Raw genomic sequence first — 26,332 nt, forward strand, 5'->3', positions numbered from 1 at the left:
CAAAGGGGCCATGGACTTAAAGCCCCCGTTCCTTTAAAAGATCCAGGGCAATACGGGCAGCATCCTGTTCGGCGGCCTTCTTGCTCTTTCCGTAGCCCATGGTCTCGATATCGCGGGTCTTGAGGCAGACCTGAAAGGTCTTGTCGTGGTCCGGCCCCATCTCAGAGACCACGCGGTAGCGGGGAATCTCCTTGAGGTGGACCTGGGAGTACTCCTGGAGCAGGCTCTTGCTGTCGCTGTTGAGGCGCGAGGGGCGCGCACCGCTCAGGAGGGGCTTGAAATGACGGCTGATGAGCCGATAGGCCGCATCAAACCCGCCGTCTAAGTAAACCGCGGCGATGACCGCCTCAAGGACGTCGGAGAGAATGGAATTCTTATCCCGGCCGTTGGTCTGGCTCTCGCCTTTGCCGAGGCGGATAAACTGCCCCAGTTCCAGCTGCCTGGCGATCTCGGCCAGCTGGGTCTCGTTGACCAGGTTGGAGCGCATGCGAGACAGGTTTCCCTCGTTGAGCTCGGGAAAGTTGTGCATCAGGGCGTCGCCCACAACCAGGTTCAAAACGGCATCCCCCAAAAACTCCAGGCGTTCGTTGTCTTCCAGGACGGCATCTCCCTGTTCGTTGACATAGGAGCTGTGCATCAGGGCCGTGGCAAGGAAACTTCGATCGCCGAAGGTGTAGTTGAGGTGGGCCTCCAACTGTGACAGGTCTTCAATGTGATTCATGGCAATGCAGCGGTTAAGGTGGCGTAACAATCAAAGGGTACATGGAGATCGCCTCGCCCCACGCCCAACTCGATACCTTTTTTATATGCCCCGTGATAATCCGACCCGCCGGTCACCACAAGTCCCAGGGACTTGGCGCAGCCGAGAAGAAAACGGGTGAGCTCCGGAGGGTGGGTGGAGTAGTAGGCTTCCACACCGGCCAGGCCCAGGCGGGCCAGGCTCTCAAGGAGCCCTTTGAGGTCATCCGGGGAGAGCCCCACGGTCACAGGGTGCGCCAGCACGGGGAGCCCCCCTGCGGCACGAATGAGACTTACCGCATTTTCAAAATCAATGCGACCCTTTTCTACATAGGCGGGACGCCCTGTGGCCAGGTACCGGTCAAAGGCCTCGGCAACCGAGCCCACCCATTTTTTCCGCACCATCACGGCGGCCATGTGGGGACGGCCCACCACGGCACCGCCGGCCTCGGCCGACACCTCGGCCAGGGTCAGATCCATGCCGAGCTCGTTAAGGCGGTCAATCATCTGGGGGTTTCGCGTCTCGCGCTGAAGACGCAGAGATTCAAGGGCCTTCGCAAGGGGCGGGGCCTCAGGGTCGATACCGTAACCAAGAATATGGAAACTGCCCTTGCTGCGATATGGCGCAGGGGGAAGGGAGCTGATCTCAACCCCGGTGATAAAACCCAAATCATCCGGGAGTCCGTGTGATATCAGTTGACGGACCCCCTCCACGGTGTCGTGATCGGTGATGGCAATGGCGGCCAGGCCGGCTCTGCGGGCACGTCGCACCACTTCCTGCGGCGACAGAGACCCGTCCGAGGCGGTGGTGTGGATGTGAAGGTCGATCCCCGCCGAAGCGCGATCAGAGGCCAAGGGCTTTTTCCCTTGCTTCCGCCCGGGTCTTGCAGTCGATGCACTGCGTGGTGACGGGGCGGGCCTTGAGTCGCTCGACGGTAATGTACTCTTCGCAGGTTTCGCAAATGCCGAAAACCCCGTTATCAATACGCTCCAGGGCTTGTTTTATCTTCTTGATCAGCTTGTGTTCGCGGTCGCGAATACGAAGCATGAAGTTCCTGTTTTCCTCGTGCGATGCTCGGTCCGTGGGATCGGGGAAGCTCTCCTTCTGGGCAGTCATTCCTTCAACAGTGCTGTCAGCCTGTTCCAGAAGGTCATTAAGCCGATCAGTTAAAAACTTCCTGAAATATTCCAGTGTTTCCTGATCCATACTCAAACCTCTCCTCTGAGCTTGGTTGGCGAATTTTTGTTTAACCTGCCTACTGTAAACACAGTTTACGAATTTTGTAAAGATCTATTGAGGAAGGCGCCCCGGCCCCGCGAGGGAGGCAAGGGCACAAAAAAACGCAACAACGCATTGGATTAATTGCGCAAGAAGGGATTATACCAGACTATTCATCCAGGCATCCAGCTCTGCCATGGTGGAGATATTCACCACCTCGCAGGAGCCGTCTGACGGGACGATTTTTCGTGCAATGCCCGACAGGACCTTGCCGGGGCCCACTTCCACAAACCGGGTCACCCCGTCTTCGAGGAGCCGCGTCATGGTGTCGTACCACCGCACGGGGTTCACCAGCTGGCGGGCCATATTCTCTTTCATGGCCACGGGATCCTCTTCGGGTTCAGCCGTCACATTGAACAAAAGCCCCTTGGCAGGCCCCTTAAAAGAGACCGATTCCAGAACACGGCGAAACGGCTCCTCCGCCCCCTGGATCAGGGGACTGTGCCAGGCTCCGCTCACCTTGAGGGGAACGGCGCGCCCCTTTTTTTCGCGAGCGGCGGCACCGAACCGCTTCACGGAGTCGGGATCGCCGCTCACCACGATCTGCATTTCGCCGTTGTGGTTGGCGGCCCAGACCCCCTTGGTGGGGGGTGCCCCCTCCTCACGGAGGCTCGCGGCCAGTGCGTCCACCGTGGCATAGTCGAGGTTCAGCACCGCGGCCATGGCCCCTTTGTGCTTGCGGGCCTCCTGGTCCATGAGTTCACCACGGTTCTTGACCAGAGTGAGGGTGTCCTCCGGGGAGACAACCCCTGCAGCGCAAAGGGCGGCGTACTCGCCCAGGCTGTGGCCGCAGGCCACCTCAAACCGGTCGCCCCCCACCGAGGCCAGGGCGGCCAGAAAGCCAAGGTTCACAGCGGTCACCGCCGGCTGCAGGTTGACGGTCTGGGTGAGCTCGTCCATGGGGCCTTTGAAGCAGAGACGGGTCAGGTGGGACTTGGTGATCTCGTCGGCCATCTCAAAGACCTCGCGCACCACCCCGAACTCCTGGTAAATATCCTCTCCCATGCCGATGGCCTGGGACCCCTGTCCGGGAAAAAGAAAAGCGGTCTGTGTCACGTCTGGACCTCCCCTATACCGCAGAAAGACCGCACGGGCCCCTTCTGCACGCCGTTACCGGCCTAATCGTGAATGTTAAATAAGCTGCGGGCATAGCTCAGGGCCCGGGATTCGTCCCGGTTGTGGCAGCCGTCCTTGATAAACCTAATGGGATCGTGCACCACCTTGGTGACGATGGCCTGTCCCATGCGGCGAATGGCGGCCTTCTCCTCCTCGGAGAGCCCCGCCATGCCCGACAGGGTCTTTTCCACCTCCCCTTCGGCAATGGAGGCCACCTTCTCACGCACCGCCTTGATGGTGGGCACCGTGCGGAGCCCCTCCACCCAGCGGGAGAAGGCCACCACGCCCTCCTCCACAATGCGTTCGGCCTTGATGGCCTCGGCCCGTCGGGTTTCGATGTTGCCGTCGATGACCTCTTTCAGGTCGTCGATGTCGTACACATAGGCGTTGGAGAGCCGGTTGATGGCCGGGTCGATGTCCCGGGGTACGGCAATATCGATGAAAAAAATGGAGCGCCCCTTTCGGCGCTTGATCACCGGTTTGACCATCTCCCGGGTAATGACGCAGGTGGGGGACCCCGTGGAGCTGATGATGATGTCCACCTCGGTGAGGGTCTCGGGGATCTCTTCTAAAGCAATGGCGCTTCCGTTGAAACGCCGGGCCAGTTCCACCCCGCGGTTGAGGGTCCGGTTGGCCACAAAGATGTCCCCGGCCTGATGCTGGATCAGGTGTTCCACGGCCAGCTCTGCCATCTCACCGGCCCCCACCAGAAGGATCTTGCGCCCTTCCAGGGTTCCGAAGATCTTCCGGGCCAGCTCAATGGCCGCGTAGCTGATGGAAACAGCGCTGTCGCCAATGCCCGTTTCGCTGCGCACCCGCTTGGCCACATGGAAGGTGCGGTGCATCAGCCGATTGAGAAGGGGACCCGTGGCCTTCTTGGAAGCGGTGAGGTGATAGGCATCCTTGACCTGCCCCAGGATCTGGGGCTCGCCCACCACCATGGAGTCAAGGCTTGCCGCCACATTGAACATGTGCCGCACGGCCTCTTCCCGGTGGTACTCGTAGAGGCAGGAGTCGAACTCCTCCACGGGCAGCCCCTTGAGGGTGGCAATGTAGCCTTTGGCAGCGTCCAGGGCGGCGTTGCCGTCCTTGGCCGCCATGAGCACCTCCACCCGGTTGCAGGTGGAAAAGAGCAGCACCTCGTCCACATGGGGATGCTCCCTCAGGGCGTCGATGGCCTCCAGACACTCCTGCCGACTCATGGCAAGGCGCTCCCTGAGGGCAACCGGGGCCGTCTTGTGATTCAAACCTGTCAGTACAATTTCTCGCATAACGCCGTGTCTCTCGTCCGTTAAAACCGGATGAACTCACCTAAAACCGGGTAAACTCCCCGTGGTGACCTTCCATGAAAAAATTGACCCCGAAAAGGGTAAAAAGCAGCACCGCAAACCCCGCAATGGCGAGCCAGGCGGCCTTGCGTCCCCGCATCCCTCCCACGAGCCGTTCGTGGAGGAGCACGGCGTAGATCACCCAGGAGATTCCGGACCAGACCTCTTTCGGGTCCCAGCTGATGAACCGGTGCCAGATGATCTTGGAGTAGAGCAGGCCGGTGACCAGCCCCAGGGTCAGGGCGGTAAAACCGGCGATGATGCTGGCATACCCGATGCCGTCAAGTTGCTCCAGGGAGGGAAGGCGACGGTAAAAGAAACCCCGTTTCTTCTCCTTGATGGCGTTCTCCTGGAGGATATAGAGAATACCCGCGCCGCAGGCCATGGCCAGGGCGGCTTCCCCCACGAAGATGGTGATGACATGGGCAAAAAACCAGAAGTTGGCGTACACCGCCTCGGGCTGTGTCGGCGGCAGGTCCGGGACCCGCAAGGCCGCTGTGTAGGCCAGAAGGGCCAGGGGGGCGGCATAGACCCCCATCACCTTGATGCGATACCGGGCCCTTAAGAAAAGAAACACCAGGGCCACGGCCCAGGCGGCCAGCCCCAGGGTCTCACGCAGGTTGTGCACGGGCAGGTACCCGGTCTGCACCGAGGCAATGACAAGCCCCAGGGTGTGAACGGCAAACCCCGCCCCAAAGAGAAGATACCCTGCCTCCTGGACCCTCTCCTTCTGAAAAAAGAGGTAGAGCAGGTAGGCCACCGCACTGGCCAGATAGAGCGCCGCTGTCAGTATGTCCATGATCCCGCCTCCCATGGTTGAAGCCGATACCATACGGTGTCGTGATTACAGAGAAAAACCAAGCGTCTCGCAGGTGTAGCCCTCTCCCAGCACCTCGGTGAGGAAGGCGTCTGCCCCTTTTTTGTCTCCGGCCTTCACCATCCCAAGGAGCCCGCCGGCAATGAGCGCCTCAAAAAGGGGCTTGTGAGCCTCGGGCTCGTGGGCTTCGGCCAACAGCTTTTTACGCACCAGCCCCATGAGCTCAAGAAACTCCCCGTACTCGTCACCGAACTCTGTCTCCAGGCGCCGACGCATCCACTTGGCAAAGGCGGGGCTCTTTCCGGAGGTGGAGATGGACAGGGTCATGTCCCCCCGCTGCACGATGGAGGGGAGGATAAAGTTGCAGGCACTGGGATAGTCGGCCACGTTGCAGAGCGTGCAGGACGCTTCGGCGTCCCGGCTCACCCGGGTGTTGAACTCCTGATCGTCGGTGGCCACAATCACCAGAAACTTCCCGTCCATATCGGAAGGGACGTAAGCCCGCTCCTCCAGGGTGACGGGAGCATCTTGCGCCATGGTTTTCAGCTCATCGGTAAAGGCCTTGCTCACCACGGTCACATGGGCTCCGCAACGCACCAGGGTCTCGACTTTGCGGGTGCCCACGGCACCACCGCCCACCACCAGGCACGCCTTCCCCATAATATCAAGGCTTACGGGATAGTATCGCATGGGTCTGCTCTCTTTCAGTCTGTGACGCGCGCCGCCAAACCGGCGCAGATCACCTTTAAAGATCAAAGGGTTTCAGGTCCTCTCCGAGGACCAGCTGCCCATCATATGTTTTGCGGCACTCTTTTTCAACATCAACTTTGTCGCAGGCCGGGTAAAAATGGGTCAGCACAAGCATCCCGACTTGCGCGGCTTTTGCCGCCTCCCCGGCAAGGGAGGGGGTCAGGTGGTTGGGCACGGCCTCAGCGTCCGGGGTGGAGCACTCACACACAAAAATATCGGCTCCCCAGGCAAGGGAAACCAGGTTTTCGGACGGGCCGGTGTCCCCGGAAAAGACCACGGAGCGCCCCCCGGAGAGCACCACCCGGCAGGCGAGGCTCTCCGGGCGATGGGCCACCGGGGCCGTTCTCACGGCCAGGTCTCCCTGATGAAACAGGTCCTCCTGCTCCACGGAGAGCTCGGTGAGGCGAACCAGGCCCGGCCCCGGGTCCATCCACTCCCCGTACACCCCTTTAAGCTGTTCGAAAAAGGAGCCGAATCCTTTGCCTCCGTAAATGGGAAGGGGACGGGTGCGGGTGCAGGCCGGATACTTGGTGGCAAACAGCAGGGGCACCAACTCAGCCGTGTGATCCGGGTGCATGTGGGTGTAAAAGATACCGGTGAGCTCGTCGATGGAGACCCCAGCCTCCAGCAGGCGGCGCATGGTCCCGGGGCCGGAGTCGATGAGCAGGGTCTCGGTCCCGGTCTGCACAAGGGCCGCACAGGCACTTCGGGTTAGGGAGGGGACGCAGGTCCCCGTTCCGAGGAGGGTGATTCGTGCCATGGGTGAGGGGCCTCCCTTCTTTTGTGGTGGATGGTGAGTGTCTTCGACGGCCCTGCCGGGGGCCAAACGTTTAAAAAGTTTAACAAACAGGTCTTAAAAAAACATGTTTATGGATGTCGTTTCAAGGCGGATGTGATGTGATCCGAGGAACGAGGGGCAAAACGCATCCGCACCCTGCTTTCAAGGTGGCACACCTTGCCGCCGGAGGCTGTTTTTAAAGCTGAATAGATACGCAGGGCCTTGAGGGTCGGCCCCAGAAAAACGGGGGGACAGGGAGATCCTCCCGGTAAAATGAAGGGCTGCCCTTATGGACTCACATTCGCCCCCACCCTATAATCATGATCACCTGTTTACCCGCCACATATTTCCCTTCCGTTTCACGCCAAGGGCGACCCGCAATGGGTCGCCCATTTTTTTTGGGGGCGAGAAGCGCGTCAGGTGGCCCAGCCATGGGAGAGACCTTCCACGCGAAGGCTCTCGTAAAGGGCGATGCCCACGCTGGTGGAGAGATTGAGGCACCTTATCTGCCGGTTGATGGGGATGTGGTACCGGGAGTCCGGGTACCGATCCAGCACCGAGTCCGGCAACCCCTTTGTCTCGGAGCCAAAAAAAAGAAACAGGCGCTTTGGCCTGGGCATCTCCCAGAAGGGGCGGGACCCGAGCTTGGCAAAAAGGGCCACCTCCCCGTCTTCGGGTGCCATGGCCTCAGTAAAGGCGTCCAGGCTGTCCCACACAGACAAATCCACATGCTCCCAGTAATCCAGCCCGGCCCGCTTCACCTGGGCGCTGTCCAGAGAAAACCCCAGGGGCTTGATCAGATGCAGGCGCACGCCGGCCCCGAGGCAGGTCCGCCCCACATTTCCCGTATTCCAATGGACTTCAGGGGCCACCAGCACCACATGGCGCTCCGGCTCCCCTTCCTGTCGATCTATCACAACACATCCTTCCCTAATATTAAGGCAACGCGTCCGCTGCCTCCGGCGGCCCTGCCGGGGCCAAACATTTAAAAAATTAGACACACAGGCCTTGAGTGAGCGTTACCCGGCTTTATTCATTCCTGGCACACAGCCCCGTTGCGGCATCGGCACCACGGATATCGCTTTTGAATCCTGTTTGTCAAACGTTCCAACCCATTGCCCGGCGTCAGAAAAACCAGGTTCCCCGGACGATAAGCTCTTCGGCCGGGGCAAGCCAGCCCCCGCCGGGAAGGGAAAACCCCCCGTACTCGGTTTCGGAGCCGCCCCAGGGCAGCTGGGCCACCATGTCCAGACGAAGGTCCTGGCGGGCATCCCAGATCACCGAGGGCTGGAGAATCCCCGAAGGGTCCCCTGTGTTGGTGATGGCGGTGAGGGTAAGGTTGACCAGGGGGTGGGCCTCCAGCTGGACCCTGGCGGCAAGATAGTTTTTCCCCAGGGTGAAGACCTCCCCGCGGTCCAGGCGCTCTAAGGTGTCGGGGTCGGTGAGGGCGGCCGCGTAGTTCGAGGTGCCGTAGCCGTTGTGGTAGAACTCCACAAGACCGTACCAGTTCCTCTCCCAGGCCACCCAGGAGAGGTCCATGTTGACCACGGCCGACAGGGTCCCTCCGTCCTCGTCGGAGACGACAAGATCCGACCGCCAGGCCGCCTCCCCGGCATACCCGGAAAAGCCCACCCCGGAAAGGCTGTGTCCCCGCTGGTTGCCCAGGAGGATGTCCCCCTCCAGGCTGCCGAAGGTGCCGTGCAGCTTGGTGGCGTAACTCGACCCGTCGGAGGAGACGTCGCCTGTGGCGGCATCGCGGCCCGGGCGGCCGATGACCTGGAGCTCCATGCCCCGGGCAGTGGTGTACCGAAGGGAGGCCAGGTCATCCCCTGCCTTGTAGTCCCGGAGGGTGTCGGTGGGGGAGAAGGGATTGATAAGGTCCATGGGGTTGAAGAGAAGCCCGCCCCCCCAGGTGACGGCCTGGCGGCCGATGCGCAGGTCGAGGTTTCCCAGCTCCTTGTTGAGGCTGAGGCGGTCCAGGCGATGGACGGTGCGGTGGTGGGAGGAGTCGGAGATCACGGAGGTGAGGTCAAAGAGACGGTAGCGGTCCTCATCGCCCCGGGCGTCACCCGGCACGGAAAGGCCTGCCCCGGCAAGGTCTGATCGGCGCTTGGTGGCATCGCCCCCTTCGTAGAAAAGCTCGTAGTCCACATCCAGGGTGAGGGTGGGGACGATCTCCGTCCGGGAAGCCACCCGGAACCCGGCGCTGCTCTCCAAATCGTCGTAGGGAGACTCGCCCACAGGGTCCAGGGTGCCGCGCACGTCGTCATCGTCGTAGGCGATTCCCCGGGCAGCAGCCTTCACCTGGCCCCCCACCTCCACGGATAAGGCCGACGCCCCGGTGGCGCTTACCAGGACCAGCGCTGCCGCAACGGCCCCCCACCAGACTCTCACAGCTCCCGGTCCCCGTCCAGGCGGCCGTCCTTCATGCGGACCACCTTCCGGGCCGCCCCCATCACCATGGCGTCATGGGTGGAAAAGACAAAGGTCACACCCCGTGCCTCGTTCATCTCCCGCATCATGGCAAGGAGCCCCTCTCCCGTTGCCGAGTCCAGGTTTGCCGTGGGCTCGTCCGCCAAAACGATGGCCGGGCCGGAGACCACGGCCCTTGCAACGGCCACCCGCTGCTGCTGCCCCCCGGAGAGTTCCGAGGGTTTCCTGTGGTAGAGCCCGGAGAGCCCCACTTCATCCAGGATGGCCATGGAGCGCTCCCGACGCTCCTTTTTGGGCACCCCCTGAAGCAGCATCACATACTCGGTGTTCTCCACCGCCGTAAGCACGGGGATCAGGTTGTAGGCCTGGAACACAAACCCGATGCGGTGAAGGCGAAGCTCGGTGAGGGCCGTTGCCGAAAGGGTCCCTAAATCCAGACCATCCACCGTAATCTGCCCGCCGTCGGGCACGTCCAGCCCCCCGATGAGGTTCAAAAGGGTTGTCTTCCCCGAGCCCGAAGGCCCTGCCAGGGCCAGAAACGCCCCCGGATCGATGGACAAAGAGACACCGGACAGGGCCGGCACCTCCACATCCCCCTGCCTGTACACTTTCCGAACCTCCGTCACCTCCACCATGGTCATGGTCCTCCTTAAAATTTTAAGGAAATGCGCAAGGATGAAAACACACTGATGCTGCGGCTGAAAATCGACTCCGGCGATGCTGCCGGGGGGCAAGTCGTTGAAAGGTGTGACACGCAGGAGTCTTTAAGATTCCGTTCCTGCATTGGCTCAAGCGGGTATTGACCGGACGGCCCCGGGGTGGCCGGGGGGATCCCCGGGCCACCTCAGGGCACCGTTATTATTGTGGTATCACAGCTTAAACCGCACCACAAGGCCGCCAAGCCCCTCGGAGAGCCCGGCCAGGTCCCCGGCACTGGCCTGGACCTCTGCGCTGCTGCGGTTGATATCGCCTGCGGCCTGGTTGACATCGGCGATCTCTCCGGAGATGCGGGAGGCCAGACCGGCGGACTCGCCCAGGTTGTCCTTCACATGGCCGATGCCCCCTGCCGCCTGGGTGATGTTCTGGGCGATCTCCCCCGTGGCCGCGGACTGCTCCTCCACGGCCGTGGCAATGGCCGCGATGATCCCATCCACCTGCCGGATGGTGCCGGACACCCCCTTGATCTCACCCACCGACTCGGTGGCCACCTTCTGGATCCCTGCGATGCGCTCCCGGATCTCCCGGGTGGCCTCGGCCGTCTGGTTGGAGAGGGCCTTGATCTCACCGGCAACCACGGCAAAGCCCTTGCCCGCCTCCCCTGCCCGGGCCGCTTCGATGGTGGCATTCAGGGCGAGCAGGTTGGTTTGCTCGGAGATCTCAGAGATGGCCTCGGTCACCTTTCCGATATCCGCGGCGGCCGCATCCAGGCGGCCCATCTTATCGGAAGCCCCCGTGGACTGCCGCACCGCCGTCTCCGAGACCCCCCGGGCGCTTTCGGCCTGGCGGGCCACCTCGGCAATGGTGGAGGTCATCTCCTCGGTGGCCGTGGCCACGGTGTTCACATTGGCCGATGCCTGCTCCATGGCCGCGGACACGGCATCGATGTTGTCGCTCAGGGTGCGGGTGGCATCGGCCACGTCCGTCACCCGTTCTTCGGTCTCCTGGGTGGCCCCGGCCAGGGTCCCGGAGATTCCCGACAAAGTCACCGAGGCTTCCCCCACCTCCCGGGCGCTCCGGGCCGCATCGGAGATGACCCCGTGGAGGTTCCCCATGAAGGTGTTGAACCACCCGGCCAGCTGCCCGATCTCATCGTGCCGTGCAATGGAGAGACGCTTGGTGAGGTCCGCCTCCCCCTGGGCGATGTCCTTCAACCCTTCGGACACCTGGCGAATGGGCCGAAGGATCATGGCGCCCGTGACAAGATGCACCACCCACACCATGGCCAGCACCGAGACCACACCGATGAGGATGCTGATGTTTCGGATATGGCGTGCCCCGGCCAGCACCTTGTCCATGGGAACCGTCACGGCAAGACTCCAGGAGGTGGCGCACCCGGGTACGGCGATGGGGGTCAAGACGGTGAAGGCCTCCTTGTTCAGGGCATTGGTCGACGAGACGAACCGGGTCTCCTGCCCTGCGGCAACGGCCCCGGCAACCTCCTCGGACATGCCGAGCTCCCGGATGTTCTTGCCCACGGCATCGGCCTCGGGATAGGCCGCCACCTTGCCCTCATTGGAGAACAGGGCCCCATATCCGGCGCCCAGGGGCGCGACCTTACCCACCATGTCGGCAAACCGGTCCATGGCGTAATCCACCCCACAGACCCCTACGGAGGTGCCGTTGATTCGGATGGGTGCCACGATGCTCACCAGCATCCGGTCCTTTCCCCCCACATTGTACACGTTGGGCTCCGACACGTAGACATTGCCCGAGGTCATGGGGATCCAGTACCACTTGCCCTTGGGATCACCCTGGGCATAGGTCTTCAGGGTGGAGAGGGTGTTGCCCGAGACCCCGCGGAGCCACAAGGCCTGGTAGCGCCCCTCCCCGTTGCTGCCCGGGGTGTCCACAAAGGACGCGTCCCGGCCGTCCAGGGCGTCCTTCTCCCAGCCTGTGTAGACGGCCCAGAAATCCGGATTCTTGTCGAACACCCCCTTTAAAAGGGTATTGAGGCGGGCCCGCTCCGGCGGGGTGTCGCCGCTTGCCATGCCGGCCATGGCCTCGGCCATGAACCGGGCTGCGTCGGCTGCGATCTGAATCTGCGCCCCCACCTCACCGCCGTGGCGGTAGGCCATCTCACGGGTGGTGGCAAGGGTGGCCTCCCGGGAGGAGTGAAAGGCCTTAAAGGAGATCACGCAAACGGTAACCGAAAACGAAACCACAGTAACCAGGCAGACAAAGAGCAGAAGCCTGGCCTTGAGATTGAGCTTGCTGAACATACATCCATCCTTACATGGCGGCCCCCTGAAAGGACCGCATTGGGGTGAAACCACATCAAAACCCGAATGCCGTGCTCCCCGGGCCGGGAGGGGAAGCTCACCGGAGCCGAGAGGGAAGACGCATGGCGTCATCGGGTCTCCTGTTCAGGCCGCACGGTTGTCATGGGATTGCTCAGGCAACAGGTGGCTGAACTTTTCTAAAACCAATCTATTAAAGGGTTTCGGCAAAACCTGCGGGATGGTTGAGGGATGATTGACAAATTGTTGACTTCTTTTTTGTCTACCTCCGGGGCCGTAAAAAAAGGGGGCCGCCCGTGGCCCTCACCGGTCTCCTGAGACCGGTGAGCCCCAGGGGTCCCACCTGTGCCTGGGCCGGGACACAAAAACTACAAAATTGTCACATCATTTTGGTGTTTGAAAAATTCCGAAAATGGAAATATGATAGCCACGTACAGTGAAGAGCAATTCAGACAGATGGATCACCGGGCCGCCGCAAGGAAACCGCCCCCTGGCGCGGGAACCGTTCCCGCCTCAGCAAGGCGCCCCTTTTTTCCCTCTTGCCTGCAGGATGGTCCAGGGCAGGCGGCCACCGGTGATATCGGAGCAGGATGATGGAACAATCGGCAGCCGTCGAGCTGAAAAAATCACGCGAAAAACTAAAAGCCCTCGTTCGCAAGGGGCGGGGCAGCGCCCTGCTCATGGACAGCACCGTGGCCGTGGACAACTACTTCTCCCAGAGCTTTGGTGAGAGTGAAACCGGCCAGGCCCTGGCCATGGGAGGCCACCCCTTTGCCATTGTGGCCTTAGGGGGATACGGCCGGAGGGAGCACTGCCTTCACTCCGACGTGGACATCCTTTTCCTCTTTGACAAAGAGGTCCCCGACGAAGCAGGCGGCCTCATCCAGGAAGTCATCTACCCCTTGTGGGACCTGAAGATGGAGGTGGGTTATGCCACGCGCTCCATCTCCGAGTCCCTGGAGATGGCGGCAAACGACCTCCATGTGCTGACCTCCATCTTGGACGCCCGCTTCCTCTGCGGGATGTCCCCCATCTACAGCGCCTTTATCCAGCAGTTCCGCAGCCGCTTCGTGGAGGGCAACCCCAAGCGCATCGTCACCCAGATCAACGACATGTGCCGGAGCCGCCACGAGACCTTCGGGGACGCCTCCTACCTGATGGAGCCCAACATCAAAAACGGCAAAGGGGGCCTCAGGGACTACCACAGCATGTACTGGCTCTCCCGGGTGCTGGTGGCGGCCGGAGAGCCCCGGGACATGGAGTACGCCGGGTTTCTCTCCCACAAGGAGTTCAAGCGGCTTGAAGAGGCCCTGGCCTTTATCTGGAAGGTACGAAACCACCTTCACCTCATGAGCGGGCGCAAACTCGACCAGATCCACTTCGAACACCAGGTGGAGCTGGCCGAAGCCATGCGGTTTCGGGGCCACACCCACGGGCAGAAGCCCGTGGAGCGCTTCATGGGGGAACTCCACGGCCACATGGAGTTCATCAAGCACCACCTCACCCTCATGCTCACCCAGTGCACCCGCTCCACCAAGGGGTTCCTGGGACGGAGCCTCCTCAAGCGCTCCCGCAAGCCCGGCATCGTCTCCGACGGCGGCCTCGTGAACTTCGCCGACCCGGCCGAGGTGGTAAACCGCCCCTCCCTCATCATGGACCTCTTTGAGGAGAGCGCCCGGCTCCAGTACGCCCTGGGCGCCGACGCCCTGCGCACCATCGGCGAGTTCAGCCACCTGGTCCGGGGCTTCAGGCGGGATGTCACGGTGATGAAGGCCATGGAACGGATCCTCTCCACGGCCACGGAAAAATTCAACGTCCTTGAAAAGATGCTGATCTCCGGGTTCCTCCAGACCCTGCTCCCCAGCTTCGAGGGCATCGTCAACCGGATCCAGTACAACCGCTACCACATCTACCCGGTGGACCGGCACAGCCTCTACACCGTCCAGACCATCAACGAGTTTTCAAACCCCAAATCCGAGCTCTGCACCCTCTACGGCAAGATCTTCGGCGAGGTCCAGGGCAAGGGGCGGCTCCTCTGGGCAGCCCTCCTCCACGACATCGGCAAAGGGGTGCCAGGGGAAGAAGACCACGGCATCTCCGGGGCCCGCCTGGCCAAAAAACTCCTGCTCTCCTGGGGCATGGGCAAGAAAAAAGTAGACGACATCGTCTTTCTCATCCAGCACCACCTCTACCTTGTCAACGTGGCCCGGCGGCGGGACATTGACGACGAAGAGACCGTGGTCTCCTGTGCCCGGACCATCCGAGACCCCAACCGACTCAAGATGCTCTACCTACTCACCGTGGCAGACTCCATCTCCACCGGCCCCAAAGCCTGGAACGCCTGGACCGAGAACCTGCTCCGCGACCTCTTCTTCAAGGTGCTGGACATCATCGAAAAGGGCGAGCTGGCCACCGCCAAGAGCGAACGCTGCATCGAAAAAAAGAAGCAGGCCGTCCTGAAGCTGGTGAACACGGAAAAAATCGAAAAATACCTGCACACCATGCCCCCCCGCTACCTCCTCTACGCCTCGGTGGAGGAGATCGTGGAGCACCTGCGCCTCTACTGCAAGATGGGCAAGGAGGGGGTGACCTTAAGCATCAAGAAAAAGGAGGGGAGCGCCACCCGGCGTGCCGAGGTCTGCGGCACGGACCGGCCCGGCCTCTTCTCCAAGCTTGCCGGGGTCTTTACCCTGAACGACCTCGACATCCTCTACGCCCAGGTTTACACCTGGGGGTACTCCACGGCCCTGGACATCTTCACGGTCAAGCCCTTTTTTGACCTCACCCGGGAAGAGGAGCGCTGGGAGCGGGTGGAAAAAAACATCAAAGAGGCCTTAGACGGTCGCCTGGACATCCACTGGGCCCTCATGGAAAAGGAGTTCAACCCGGCCATCCGAAAAAAGGTCACCATCTCCGACAAACCCGACCGGGTGGAGCTGGACAACCTCGGGTCGAGCTTTTTCTCCATCATCGAGGTCTACTCCGACGACTTTCCGGGCCTGCTCTTTGCCGTCACCGATGCCATTTTTCACCTGGACCTCAACATCTACTACGCCAAGATCACCACCCACGTGGACCAGGTGGTGGACATCTTCTACGTCAGAACCGTGGACGGCCAGAAGGTCACCGGGGCCGATACCATCGCCCGGGTCAAGGAAGCCATCCTCGAAGCCATTTTACGAATGAGATTATAAAAAACACGCGATCAGAACGAAAAGGAGTGGGGTATGCGCAAAATCGAAACGATTATCAAACCGTTTAAACTCGACGAAATCAAAGAGGCCCTTGGGGAGATCGGCATTCAGGGAATGACCGTCTCGGAAGTCAAGGGCTACGGCCGCCAGAAGGGCCACAAAGAGATCTACCGCGGCGCAGAATACGATGTGGACTTTGTGCCCAAGCTCAAGATTGAGATCATCGCCGAGGCGTCCCGGGTGGACCAGATTGTGGAGACCATCCGCAACGTGGCCAACACCGGCAAAATCGGCGACGGAAAGATCTTCATCATCCCCGTGGAGCGCGCCATCCGGGTCCGCACCGGTGAAGAGGGTTACGACGCCCTCTAACCACGAAACGGCAAGGCATCGCCCCCATGACGGGCAAACAGGGGGGGCCGCGGGTCCCCCCTGTGGATTTCCCCCCTTACATTTTTGTTAACTGGCCCCCGGCACACCCAGGCACCCTGCCCAGCCCCCCGGAACAGGCCCGTCCAGCCCCCCTCTCCCCTGAAAAACCGCGAAAATCCGACAAATACCCCGAGAACGAACCGGGAACAATTCACAAATTTGTAAGACTTACCCGCAAACTTTTCACAAAAATGTCATTTCGAGAATTCATCCTTGCCCTGACGGTTTAAATGAAATATTCTTGGATAACAGGACCCTACCCCACCAACCCACATCTTGGCACACCTGTTGCAATACCATCCCCCCGTAACCCGTTGCGGAACTGTTTCGGGACAACCATAACGAAACCGCGCAAACGCCCCCCAGGGCAACGGTGCTTCATCAATCCACAAGACGGAGAGAGCATTATGAACGGCAACACGGTGAGAAGGGAAGCCATCAGGGCCATCAACAACTACTCGTTCGAGACAACCATTGACTTTAAAAACTCATCGTCCATTGATCTCTTCGGAGACAATGTCTTCAGTATTTCCATCATGAAGAAGCGCCTGCCCAAGGACATCTTCAAGAAGATCAGCAAGACCATGGAAGAGGGAACCCGCCTGGACCCCTCGGTGGCAGACGTGGTGGCCTCGGCCATGAAGGACTGGGCCCTTGACAACGGCGCCACCCACTACGCCCACGTCTTCTTTCCCCTCACCGGCCTCACCGCCGAGAAGCACGACAGCTTCCTCATGCCCGACCTGGCGGGCAACGCCATCGCCGAATTCTCCGGGTCCACCCTCATCCAGGGCGAGCCCGATGCATCCAGTTTTCCCAACGGCGGCCTGCGTGAAACCTTTGAAGCCAGGGGCTACACCGCCTGGGACGTCACCAGCCCCGCCTACATCATGGAAAACCCCAACGGGGCCACCCTGTGTATCCCCACGGCCTTTGTATCCTGGACCGGTGAGGCCCTGGACAAGAAGACTCCGATCCTGCGCTCCATGCAGGCTCTCAACACCCAGGCCCAGCGTATCCTGAGGCTCTTCGGGGACGACTCCAACAAAATCGTCAACTCCACCTGCGGCGCCGAGCAGGAGTACTTCCTCATCGACCGCAACTTCGTCACGGCCCGCCCCGACCTCCTCACCGCCGGCCGCACCCTCTTCGGTGCCCCGGCTCCCAAGGGCCAGGAGTTTGACGACCACTACTTCGGCGCCATCCCGGACCGCGTCCTGGCCTACATGTGCGAGGTGGAGCGGGAGCTCTGCAAACTCGGCATCCCCGTCAAGACACGGCACAACGAAGTGGCCCCCTCCCAGTTCGAGGTGGCCCCGGTCTTTGAAACCGCCAACCTGGCAACAGACCACCAGCAGCTGGTCATGGTTACCCTGCGAAAGGTCGCCCGGAAATACGGCCTCACCTGCCTGCTGCACGAAAAGCCCTTTTCCGGCATCAACGGCTCGGGCAAGCACGTCAACTACTCCTTTGGCAACGCCTCCCAGGGCAACCTCCTCGATCCCGGGGACACCCCCCACGAGAACGCCCAGTTCCTCGTGTTCTGCGCCGCGGTGATCCGAGGTGTCCACAAATACGCCAAGCTCCTGCGGGCGGTGGCGGCCACAGCGGGCAACGACCACCGCCTGGGTGCCAACGAAGCGCCCCCGGCCATCATCTCCATCTTCCTGGGGGATCAGCTCACCGACGTCTTCAAGCAGATCAAAAACGGAGATACCACCTCCTCCAAGGGCGGCGGTACCCTCAACATCGGCGTGGACTCCCTGCCCAACCTTCCCAAGGACGCAGGGGATCGCAACAGGACCAGCCCCTTTGCCTTCACCGGCAACCGCTTTGAGTTCCGTGCCGTGGGCTCTGCCCAGTCCGTGTCCGGGCCCCTTGTGGCCATGAACACCATCTTTGCAGACTCCATCGACTACATTGCCACCGAGCTGGAGCGACGCACCGGCGGCGACGGCGCCAAGCTCAACGACGCCGTCAAAGAGGTGATCAAAGAGATCGTCGACGCTCACGGCGAGGTGATCTTCAACGGCGACGGCTACACCGACGCCTGGCAGGAAGAAGCGGCAAAGCGTGGCCTTCCCAACCTGAAGACCACCCCGGACGCCCTGCCCACCCTTATGGACGACGACATCGTGGAGCTGTTCAGCCGCTTCAACGTCCTGTCCAAGGCAGAGCTGGCAAGCCGCACGGAGATCTACCTTGAGCAGTACAACCTCAAGATCGCCGTGGAAGCCAAGACCTCCATCAAAATGGCCGACACCCAGATCTACCCCGCGGCCGTGGCCCACCAGGCCATGCTGGCAGACAGCTGTCTCAAGCTCCGGGAGCTGGGCCTGCCCTGCGACGATGAGTCCCTGACGCGGATCACCACCCTCTCTGCAGAGCTCCGGGCTGCCTCGGCAAACCTCAAGGCCCTCATCGCCGAAGAGCACGCCGACACCCTGGCCGAGTCCAAACACTGCTGCGATAAGATCATCCCCGCCATGTGTGAGCTCCGGGCCGTGGCCGACGCCATCGAAGAGATGGTGGCCGACGAGTTCTGGCCCCTGCCCACCTACCAGGAGATGCTCTTCGTCAAATAATATCGGGTGCCGGTGGCTTTCCCAGCAGACCGGCCCCTCCCAGGCAACGTGCGCGTTCTTTTTATGCGGATGGATCGAACGCAAAGGGCCCGCCCCCCGGAATCCCCCGGGGGCGACCCGCACGCCGGCATGATCCTGTGCCAAAACGACAAAGGGGAGGCCTTAAAAGGCCTCCCCTTTGTCGTTTCGCTCCCCCGGTATCGTGCCGAAAACGTCCCGTCCCTTTCCATACCGGCTGCTCTGTACCGCCCCCATTGCCCAGGAATGCCCGGGGATCAGTCATACCTCAACACCAGGCCCACACCCACCTCCTGCTGGGGTGCCACCTCGGCCAAGGCTTTGCGAGAGGGAAAATCCGTGCAGTGGCAGGCGTGAAGGGCCGACAGGTTGAGCGCTTTGATATACGCAAGGGCCCCCTCCAGCTGGCGGGGACTCGGGGAAAGCAGGTGAAGCCCTCCCACGATGTCGGTCACCCGCTCCTCTCCGCACACCCGCCGGGCCTGCTCCACAATGTTGCAAATACCGGCATGGGAGCAGCCCGTTATCACCACCAGCCCATCGTCCCCCTTCCAGGCCAGGGCCGTGTCGTCCAAAAGCATGTCCGGCGCCCCATTCATGACCCCCAGGGGACTTTTTCCTTCAAAGTCGTTCTCCCGGGGAATCTCCCCCAGAAACCAGAGGCGCTCCGTCAGCTGCACCGGCTCCCGGGTCAGGCCCATGGGAAAGTGCTCCCCGAGCTTTGCCGCCGAAACCAGGGACCCGATCTCCCCCATGCCCGGAAAGGTGCGGGTTACAAACACATCCGGATGGGCCGTCACCTGTGGCCGGTGGTGGGGCCGCCCCTCCATGGCAGCCACGGAAAAGGCCCGCATCAACGGCTCCACCCCCCAGGTATGGTCCGCGTGCCCGTGGGAGAACACCAGATGGTCCAGGTGCAGCAGGTCCTCCCCCATCTTCTCCGCGTTCCTCAATAAAATGTCGCTGTACCCGCAGTCAAAGAGCACCCTCTGCCCATCGGCTTCGATCAGAACGGAAAAGGCGGGCTCGGCCAGAAAATAGCGGTCAATGATCGTGGTGTTGTCCACGAGAACGGTCAGTTTCATCAGATGCTCCTTGGGTGGCGTTTGAGGATGCCTCCGGCGGCCCTGCCGGGGGCTAAACTCTTAAAAAGTTGAACAAACAGGTCTTAAAAAAATATTTGCATGAATGCCGTTTTAAAGGCGGACGTGATTTTCCCCGAGAAGCAAGGGGAAAACGCATTCGCAACCTGGGGTCCTGGGGTGGCGAAACCACCTAGGCTATAAATTCCTTGGCCGCCGGAGGCATGCTTTTCTTTTCCACTTCTCTCCCTTGACAGAGACAGAAAAACAACCGACACATCCACAACAAACAACGTGCGCCCCACGGGCGCAGCCCGTCAGCGAAAGCGACGGGGCGAGGTACGAGCCCCGGAGCATTCGCGACCCTGGGGTGCAGGGGCTGTAGCCCCTGCCCGCCGGAGGCGCTTTCCCCCTTCCCCTGCCTACCCCACGATCAGGGCGCACACCTCCCTGGCAATGGCAAGGGAGGCGGTGAGGCCCGGGGACTCGATGCCGATGAGGTGGACCTGGCCTTTGAGGGGGTCGCTGTGGATGAGAAAGTCTGCCACCGGGTCGCCTGGTTTCTGGCGCTTGGGGCGGATGCCTGCCATGTCCGAACGAAGCATGGCAGGGGTAATCCCTTTGAGGTAGCGGCTTGCGGCCCGGTGAAAATCGGCCAGTTGGCTGGGGTCGACCCGGTAGTCCTCGGCTTTGTCGGCAAGGTACAGGGCGTTGGGGCCTAAGCGGACGGTGCCGTCGAGGCCCAAGGTGGCGTGGGTGCCCAGGCCCTGGTTGGCCGGTTCGGGCACCGGGTAGACCAGGGTGGAAAGATGCCCGCGGGGCAGGTCCAGGGCGGCATATTCCCCTTTCCACCAGTGAAGGGCCGCTGTTTCTGCAGGGACCCCTGTAAGGCCTGCCACGCGGTCTGAAAAAAGCCCGGCGGCGTTGATGAAAAGCCGGGTGGTGACGGCTTCTTGTCGGCCGTCCCGGTAGCGCACCGTCAGGCGGCTGCCAAAGGCTTCGGTTTCCACGGCCACGGCTTCGGTTTCAAAGGAGAAGAGGGTGCCTGCCTTTCTGGCCCGGGCGAAGAATTTACACATGAGGCCGTGGGCGCTGACAATACCCGTAGAAGGTGAATACAGGGCCTCTTCGGCCCGGACGGCAGGTTCCATGGCCCGGACCTGATCCCCGGTGAGCCGCTCTAAATCCATCACCCCGCAGGCGCGGGCGTTGGCCTCAAGGCGGTCCAGCTCGGCAATCTCCTCGTTGCAGGTGGCCACAATCAACTTGCCGCAACGGCGGTGGGGCACCCGATGCCGCTTACAGAACCCATAGAGCAGCTCCCTGCCCGACACGCAGAGCCGGGCCTTGAGGGACCCTTGGGGGTAGTAGATCCCCGCGTGGATCACCTCGCTGTTGCGGCTGCTCACGCCCCGGCCGAAGCCCTCTTCTTTGTCGATGACAAGGACCCGGCCAACGTCTTTCGAAAGGGCCTCGGCCACGGCCAGCCCCACCACCCCGGCCCCCACAACGGTCACGTCAAAATCCATGGTGATTTCATTTCCTTGATCCTGGGTTGGAAAACGTTGACACCCGCTTGCGTTCGGTTATATCACTCAGAGCGATCAGGGCAAGGAAATGGGGCCGCGGAGTTTTAAGGTGCAGGCGCAAAAAAAACCTTCATGGTGTATGATGGGCTTTGGGTAAGCAAGAACCAAAGGACACAGAGAACCGCCTCCGGCGGCCCTGCCGAAGACCGAACGTTAGCGGCACGCTGTCGCGTTTTAAACGTATCGAACATTCAACCGAAACGTTTTTGGGGAGCTTTTTTCAAAAAGCGACCCGCCGGAGGCAAAAAGCCCCCGCAAGCCAAGGAGACAAGAACGGATGCACCTTTCCACCATGGGATGGGATGAGTTTTTTGAAGACCAGAAAAAGGCCCTGAAAAAGGTCAACGGCCGCCTTGCGCGGGTCACGGGCCTGCAGAAAAACCACGTCCGCATCCATGACGGAGAGGAAGAGGTGGTGGTCAAGGCCCGGGGACGCATAGTCCGGGGCCACGGCAAGAACACCCTCTTTCCCGTGCCCGGTGATTTTGTCATTGAAAAGGACGGGGTGGTCACCCGGGTCTTTGCCCGGAAAAACCAACTGGTCAGGGGAGCCGCCGGACGGAGGGGCAAGCTGGACGCCGCCCCCAAGGCCAAGCAGGTCATCGCCTCCAACATCGACACGGTCTTCATCGTCACCGGCCTGGACCGGGACTACAACCTGCGGCGCATCGAGCGCTACCTCACCCTCATCTACAACAGCAACATGGCCCCGGTGGTGATCCTGAACAAGGCCGATCTCCACGAGGACCCCGCCCCCTTCAAGGCCGAGGTGGAAGAGATTGCCGTGGGCGTGCCCGTGCACCTTATCTCCTCCACGGACGGTGATGGCGTGGACGAGCTGGCCCCGTACATCAGCGAAGGAAAGACCGTCTGCCTCATGGGCTCCTCCGGTGCCGGAAAGTCCAGCCTGGTCAACGCCATCGCCGGTGATGAGATCCGCATCGTGGGCGAGGTGAGCGACTTCGACGGCAAGGGCATGCACACCACCACCACCCGGGACATGATCTTTCTCTCCTCCGGGGGCATGATCATCGACAACCCCGGCATCCGGGAAATTTCCCTCTCCGACGAAGAGGGCGGCGTCAAAGACACCTTCCCCGACATCGAAGACCTCGCCGCAGGATGCCGTTTCAACGACTGTTCCCACCAGCACGAACCCGGCTGCAACGTCATTCGGGCCGTGGAAGAGGGCACCCTGGCCCCGGACCGCCTCTCCAACTTCCTTAAAATGCGCCTGGAGCTCACCTTCCTCTCCGACCGGGACGCCAAAACCGCCGACCGCATCGAAAAAGAAAAATGGCGGGACGTGGCCAAATACCTCAAAGACGCGAAAAAAAGAACCTAGGGGCTCGGCTCCGGGGCCAGCGCATATCAAAATCCGGTTGCCTCCGGCGGGTCGTTTTTTGAAAAAAGCTCCGCAAAAACGTTCCGGTAATCAAGGCGCTTACCTTCAGCCCCACAGGTGCTGAAGATAAGCGCCTTGGTAAATTAAAAAAGAAGATGGGCTATGCCCTGCAGGAACGAATCCTCAAACAACAAAACCTGTTTGTCAAACTTTTCAAAAGTTTGGCCCCCGGCAGGGCCGCCGGAGGCCTGCTTTTTCCACTCACGTTACCCATCATCAAGACGCTGTCTCTACCTCATCCCGGAACCGCTCGGCAACCCGGATAAAAGCCGCCTCACACCTTAGAAACGCCGCCACCACGTCGGGGTCAAAGTGGAAGCCCCCCTGATCCATGAGAAACATTTTGGCCTCTTCGTGGGAGAGGGCTTTTTTGTAGACACGCTCCGAGCGCAGGGCGTCGTAAACATCGGCCAGGGCCATGAGACGGGCGGACAAGGGGATGGCCGTGCCGGACAGCCCCCTGGGGTAGCCGCTGCCGTCCCACTTTTCGTGGTGGGCCGAGGCGATCTCCCCTGCATGGATCAGGAACGCGGCGTCTTCCCCCATCTGCTCGGCGGCACGGGCAATGGCCTCCTCCCCGTAGGTGGTGTGCTTTTTCATGATCTCAAACTCCGCCTCGGTCAGGGGCCCGGGTTTCAGAAGTATGGCGTCGGGCACCCCCACCTTGCCGATGTCGTGCAGCGGAGCCGTCTTGTAAAAAAGATCGATGAGACGACCATCCAGATCGTGTGACTCCGCCATCTCTTCGGCCAGCAGGCGGACGTAGTGCTGGGTGCGGCGAAGGTGGGCGCCAGTTTCGTTGTCCCGGGTTTCGGCCAGGGTGGCCATGCTGTTGATGATCACATCCCGGAGCAGCTCCATGGCGGCGTTCTGCTCTTTAAGGCCCTCGATCATGCGGTTGGTGTACCCTGCGATGATACCGAACTCGTCGTTAAAGGCCACGGGAACCCGGGTGTCCAGGTTTCCCTGGGCCACGTCCGTGAGGGTCCGGGTCTCTTCGGAGACAAAAAGGCGAAGGTTCTTGGCGTAGGTGACGATGAGGTTGGCCGTGTAGGCGGCCAGGATGAGGATGATAAAGCCGATCTCGGCCAGGACCGCCCGCCGCGCCATGGCCAGATTGTCGATGCCCACGGTCATGAGCCAGTTCAGGTCAAAGGAGATGACGAAGTAGAGGATCACCATCACGGAAAACAGGGAGATCACCGTCACCAGGGTAAACTTCTGGGGGACCGTCAACAGCGGCACGGCAACGGCCAGGGGGTTGCCCCCGCGCCGCAGGGCCAGGAGGCGATCCTGGGTCAGGGCCAGGTCCGCGCCGATGAAAAAACCCATGATCAGAAACCCGGTGCCCAGCCTGAGGGTACTCTCCATGTCCGCGCCGTAGCGCACCATGTTGTGGACCCCGATGCCGTACCCGGCCAGGGCAAAGAGGGAAAGGTCCACCACCAGCTGCACCCCCACCTGCCGCTGGAGCCCCACCCGCGTAAAGACCCACCGACTCGATGCCATGCGAAGCCCCCGGCACACACAAAGCAGCACCAGCAGGTGAAGTCCCCAGAGCCAGAGGGGAAAACTCTCCACCACCGGGCACACCTGCCCTCCGTACACCCCCATGACGCAGACGAGCAGGGCAAAGTGGATCGAGGCCCGACCGTCGTGCTCCAGCTCTTCGCTGACAACCCGGTATCGCATGAACACCTCCATAAAAAAGGAAAGCCCTTGCGTGTTAAAGGGAGTGGCGCACCCCAATCGTGGCATGGAATACGTTTTTATGTCAACGCGTTGCAGCCCTGCCACAGTTCTATTCCCGCCCTTAGGCCCCACGCCCCTGGCCGCAGGCTTTTCCGCTCCGGGCTCTCCTTGCCCCAAAAAGCTTTACACCACCCATGTCAGAGGTTTATGACCTTGATGGTTGTTTGGCATGCGAACAAAGGCAAAGGAGAGAGAAAATGACGACAGATACGGAGATCAAAGATTACGACAGCTGGCAGCTCCCCCTCATCTCGGATTATGTGCGAAAATGGGCAAAGCAGACCCCCACAAACGACGCCCTGATATCGGCGGAAACCGGGCAATGCTTCTCTTACCGGGAGTTTGACGAGGCAAGCGACCTCTACGCCATGGCCCTGACAAAGATGGGGCTTGAAAAAGGCGACATCCTTGTCACCCAGTTCCTGGCCGTGCCGGAGTTCTTCCTCCTGGTCTACGGCTGCCTCAAGGCCGGGGTCATCATCTCTCCTGTGGACATCCGCCTCCAGCCCCACGAGGTGGTGCGGGACATCGGCAAGGTGCAGGCCAAAGCGTTTTTCTGTCCGGGCACCACCCCCATGAAAGACTTCACCGAGGTGGTCGAAGCCGTCAGGAACGCGTGTCCCTCAGTTTCCCACATCGTCCAGTGGATGCCCTTTGGCCTGCCCGAGGACATGGCCGGAGGATCCCTTGGGTTCGACAGCCTCTTCGGGGAAGAGGCCCTTGACGCCCTCAGGCAGGACGCCGCCCTCAAAGACGCCGTGCGCAGCGTGGAAAACGCCCTCACCACACGCGACCCGGCCCTCATCATCTTCACCACCGGCACCACCGGGGACCCCAAGCCTGCCCTGCTCTGCCACGAAAACATCCTCATCAACAACATGGTGGCCGGCCGGGGCGCCAGCCTCTACGGCACCAACTTCCGCCTTTTAAACGTCATGCCCACCAGCCACGTGGCAGGCACCTCCCAGGGCCCCATGAGCGCCTGGTTCGCGGGGGGCTCCGTGTGCTCCATGGGCTTTTTCGCCCCGGACAAGGCCATGGAAGCCATGGCAACCTACCGGAGCACCTTCATCGGCGGAGTCCCCACCCACTTCCGCATGCTCTGGGCCCTGCCCGACTACGAATCCTACGACCGCAGCAGCCTGCGCTTTGCCCTCTACGGCGGCAGCGCCGTGGACACGGCCTTTTTAGAGCAGCTGGCCGAGATGTCCCCCCTCTTTGGCACGGCCTACGGCATGACCGAGTCCGGCGGTTTCTTCTCCGCCACCCCCAAGGGGATCTCCGTTTCCGAGATGTCCGGCCAGGTGGGCCAGTTCTTCCCGGACCTGGCCCCGGTGACCATCCGCAAGCCCATGAACCCGGACGGCACCGCAGGCGAGGAGGTGGCCAAGGGCGAGGTGGGCGAAATCTGCGTGGAGGGGGGCATTGTCTTTTTGGGCTACGTCAACAACGAGGAGGCCACCCAGGCCTGCCGCACCACCGACGGCATACTCTACACAGGGGACATGGGCTCTTTAAAACCCATGGGCGGCTACGAAGCCATCGTCTTTGCCGGGCGCCGCAAGTTCGTCATCAAGCCCAAGGGCTACCTGGTCTTCCCGGACGAGGTGGCCGACCACCTCACCCGCCACCCCAAGGTGAGCCAGGCCCAGGTGGTGGGCGCCCCCCACGACCTCTTCACCGACGGGGTCTTTGCCTTTGTCCAGCCCACGGAAGAGGGGTGCGTCACCGAAGAGGAGCTGGCCGCCCACTGCAAACAGATCGCCTCCTACAAGCGCCCCTGCCACGTCCACTTCTGGCCCGTGGGCGAGCAGTTCCCCGTCAACAAAGTCAACAAGGTGGACCTGCTGACCCTCACCCACCAAGCCCAAGAGATTGTGGAAGAGCTCAGGCAGCAGGGGGGCTGGGACAGGTAGGAAGAACAGGGCAAAAACAAATAACAAGCCTCCGGCGGCCAGGGGATTTTTAGCCTAAGTGGCTTCGCCACCCCTGGACCCCAGGTTCGTGAATGCTCTTTCGCCTTCGTTCCTCAGGCTCATCGCATTCCCTGACGGGCTTCGCCCGTGGTGAATACCGAGG

Annotated in this window: 20 protein-coding genes; 5 read left to right on the forward strand and 15 right to left on the reverse strand. The window is 61.4% G+C overall.

What is annotated here, in order from left to right; genetic code table 11:
• Positions 1-16: 16 nt before the first annotated feature.
• The 12 genes from rnc to ACOYW0_RS11035 form a co-directional block, all read right to left on the reverse strand.
• On the reverse strand, positions 17-721 hold the full coding sequence (gene rnc, locus ACOYW0_RS10980) for a ribonuclease III (protein ID WP_482418482.1): 705 nt from the start codon (positions 719-721) through the stop codon (positions 17-19).
• On the reverse strand, positions 718-1,593 hold the full coding sequence (locus tag ACOYW0_RS10985; RefSeq protein WP_482418483.1) for a PHP domain-containing protein: 876 nt from the start codon (positions 1,591-1,593) through the stop codon (positions 718-720). The genes rnc and ACOYW0_RS10985 overlap by 4 nt, the downstream gene beginning before the upstream one ends.
• Positions 1,583-1,945 (reverse strand): RNA polymerase-binding protein DksA, encoded by a 363-nt coding sequence (gene dksA / locus ACOYW0_RS10990; RefSeq protein ID WP_180138009.1) that lies wholly within the window; start codon positions 1,943-1,945, stop codon positions 1,583-1,585. The genes ACOYW0_RS10985 and dksA overlap by 11 nt, the downstream gene beginning before the upstream one ends.
• Before the next feature lie 171 nt (positions 1,946-2,116).
• Positions 2,117-3,073 carry an ACP S-malonyltransferase gene (fabD, locus tag ACOYW0_RS10995; protein WP_482418484.1) on the reverse strand — a complete coding sequence of 319 codons (957 nt, stop codon included), beginning with the start codon at positions 3,071-3,073 and terminating at the stop codon, positions 2,117-2,119.
• Between the two features lie 62 nt (positions 3,074-3,135).
• Positions 3,136-4,404 (reverse strand): glutamyl-tRNA reductase, encoded by a 1,269-nt coding sequence (gene hemA / locus ACOYW0_RS11000; RefSeq protein WP_482418485.1) that lies wholly within the window; start codon positions 4,402-4,404, stop codon positions 3,136-3,138.
• A 40-nt stretch (positions 4,405-4,444) separates the two neighbouring features.
• Positions 4,445-5,260 (reverse strand): cytochrome c biogenesis protein CcsA, encoded by an 816-nt coding sequence (gene ccsA, locus ACOYW0_RS11005; RefSeq protein ID WP_482418486.1) that lies wholly within the window; start codon positions 5,258-5,260, stop codon positions 4,445-4,447.
• A 45-nt stretch (positions 5,261-5,305) separates the two neighbouring features.
• Positions 5,306-5,968 carry a precorrin-2 dehydrogenase/sirohydrochlorin ferrochelatase family protein gene (locus ACOYW0_RS11010; protein WP_482418487.1) on the reverse strand — a complete coding sequence of 221 codons (663 nt, stop codon included), beginning with the start codon at positions 5,966-5,968 and terminating at the stop codon, positions 5,306-5,308.
• Between the two features lie 55 nt (positions 5,969-6,023).
• A complete protein-coding gene (locus tag ACOYW0_RS11015) occupies positions 6,024-6,788 on the reverse strand; it encodes an MBL fold metallo-hydrolase (protein ID WP_482418488.1) in 765 nt (254 codons plus the stop codon).
• 434 nt (positions 6,789-7,222) lie between these two features.
• Entirely contained in the window at positions 7,223-7,723 is a 501-nt protein-coding gene (locus ACOYW0_RS11020) for a tRNA (cytidine(34)-2'-O)-methyltransferase (RefSeq protein WP_482418489.1), read from the reverse strand.
• A 208-nt stretch (positions 7,724-7,931) separates the two neighbouring features.
• A complete protein-coding gene (locus ACOYW0_RS11025; RefSeq protein ID WP_482418490.1) occupies positions 7,932-9,200 on the reverse strand; it encodes a hypothetical protein in 1,269 nt (422 codons plus the stop codon).
• Positions 9,197-9,880: an ABC transporter ATP-binding protein gene (locus tag ACOYW0_RS11030; RefSeq protein WP_482418491.1), complete on the reverse strand. Its 684-nt coding sequence runs from the start codon at positions 9,878-9,880 to the stop codon at positions 9,197-9,199. Before ACOYW0_RS11030 ends, ACOYW0_RS11025 begins: the two co-directional genes overlap by 4 nt.
• Positions 9,881-10,108: 228 nt before the next feature.
• Positions 10,109-12,178, reverse strand: a complete 2,070-nt coding sequence (locus ACOYW0_RS11035; protein WP_482418492.1) for a methyl-accepting chemotaxis protein — start codon at positions 12,176-12,178, stop codon at positions 10,109-10,111.
• 608 nt (positions 12,179-12,786) lie between these two features.
• Here ACOYW0_RS11035 and glnD point away from each other — a divergent pair.
• From glnD to ACOYW0_RS11050, 3 genes are all read left to right on the forward strand, one after another.
• Positions 12,787-15,390, forward strand: coding sequence for a [protein-PII] uridylyltransferase (gene glnD / locus ACOYW0_RS11040; RefSeq protein ID WP_482418493.1), 2,604 nt, complete (start codon positions 12,787-12,789; stop codon positions 15,388-15,390).
• A gap of 33 nt (positions 15,391-15,423) precedes the next feature.
• Positions 15,424-15,762, forward strand: a complete 339-nt coding sequence (locus tag ACOYW0_RS11045; RefSeq protein ID WP_180138026.1) for a P-II family nitrogen regulator — start codon at positions 15,424-15,426, stop codon at positions 15,760-15,762.
• A 467-nt stretch (positions 15,763-16,229) separates the two neighbouring features.
• Positions 16,230-18,407, forward strand: coding sequence for a glutamine synthetase III family protein (locus ACOYW0_RS11050; protein WP_482418494.1), 2,178 nt, complete (start codon positions 16,230-16,232; stop codon positions 18,405-18,407).
• Between the two features lie 275 nt (positions 18,408-18,682).
• On the opposite strand, the gene ACOYW0_RS11055 is transcribed toward ACOYW0_RS11050, so the two are convergent.
• On the reverse strand, positions 18,683-19,510 hold the full coding sequence (locus tag ACOYW0_RS11055; RefSeq protein WP_482418495.1) for an MBL fold metallo-hydrolase: 828 nt from the start codon (positions 19,508-19,510) through the stop codon (positions 18,683-18,685).
• 419 nt (positions 19,511-19,929) lie between these two features.
• Positions 19,930-21,036: an NAD(P)/FAD-dependent oxidoreductase gene (locus tag ACOYW0_RS11060; protein ID WP_482418496.1), complete on the reverse strand. Its 1,107-nt coding sequence runs from the start codon at positions 21,034-21,036 to the stop codon at positions 19,930-19,932.
• Between the two features lie 337 nt (positions 21,037-21,373).
• Here ACOYW0_RS11060 and rsgA point away from each other — a divergent pair, with 337 nt between their 5' ends.
• The gene (rsgA, locus tag ACOYW0_RS11065; RefSeq protein WP_482418497.1) at positions 21,374-22,441 is read left to right on the forward strand and encodes a ribosome small subunit-dependent GTPase A; all 1,068 of its coding nucleotides are present in this window, start codon (positions 21,374-21,376) and stop codon (positions 22,439-22,441) included.
• 276 nt (positions 22,442-22,717) lie between these two features.
• Here the strand turns inward: rsgA and ACOYW0_RS11070 are convergent, their stop codons facing one another.
• Positions 22,718-24,193: an HD-GYP domain-containing protein gene (locus ACOYW0_RS11070; RefSeq protein ID WP_482418498.1), complete on the reverse strand. Its 1,476-nt coding sequence runs from the start codon at positions 24,191-24,193 to the stop codon at positions 22,718-22,720.
• 257 nt (positions 24,194-24,450) lie between these two features.
• On the opposite strand from ACOYW0_RS11070, the gene ACOYW0_RS11075 reads away from it, so the two are divergent.
• Entirely contained in the window at positions 24,451-26,169 is a 1,719-nt protein-coding gene (locus ACOYW0_RS11075) for a class I adenylate-forming enzyme family protein (RefSeq protein WP_482418499.1), read from the forward strand.
• Positions 26,170-26,332: the final 163 nt, after the last annotated feature.

It is taken from the genome of Desulfoluna sp. HI9BLuna (genome assembly GCF_056829775.1).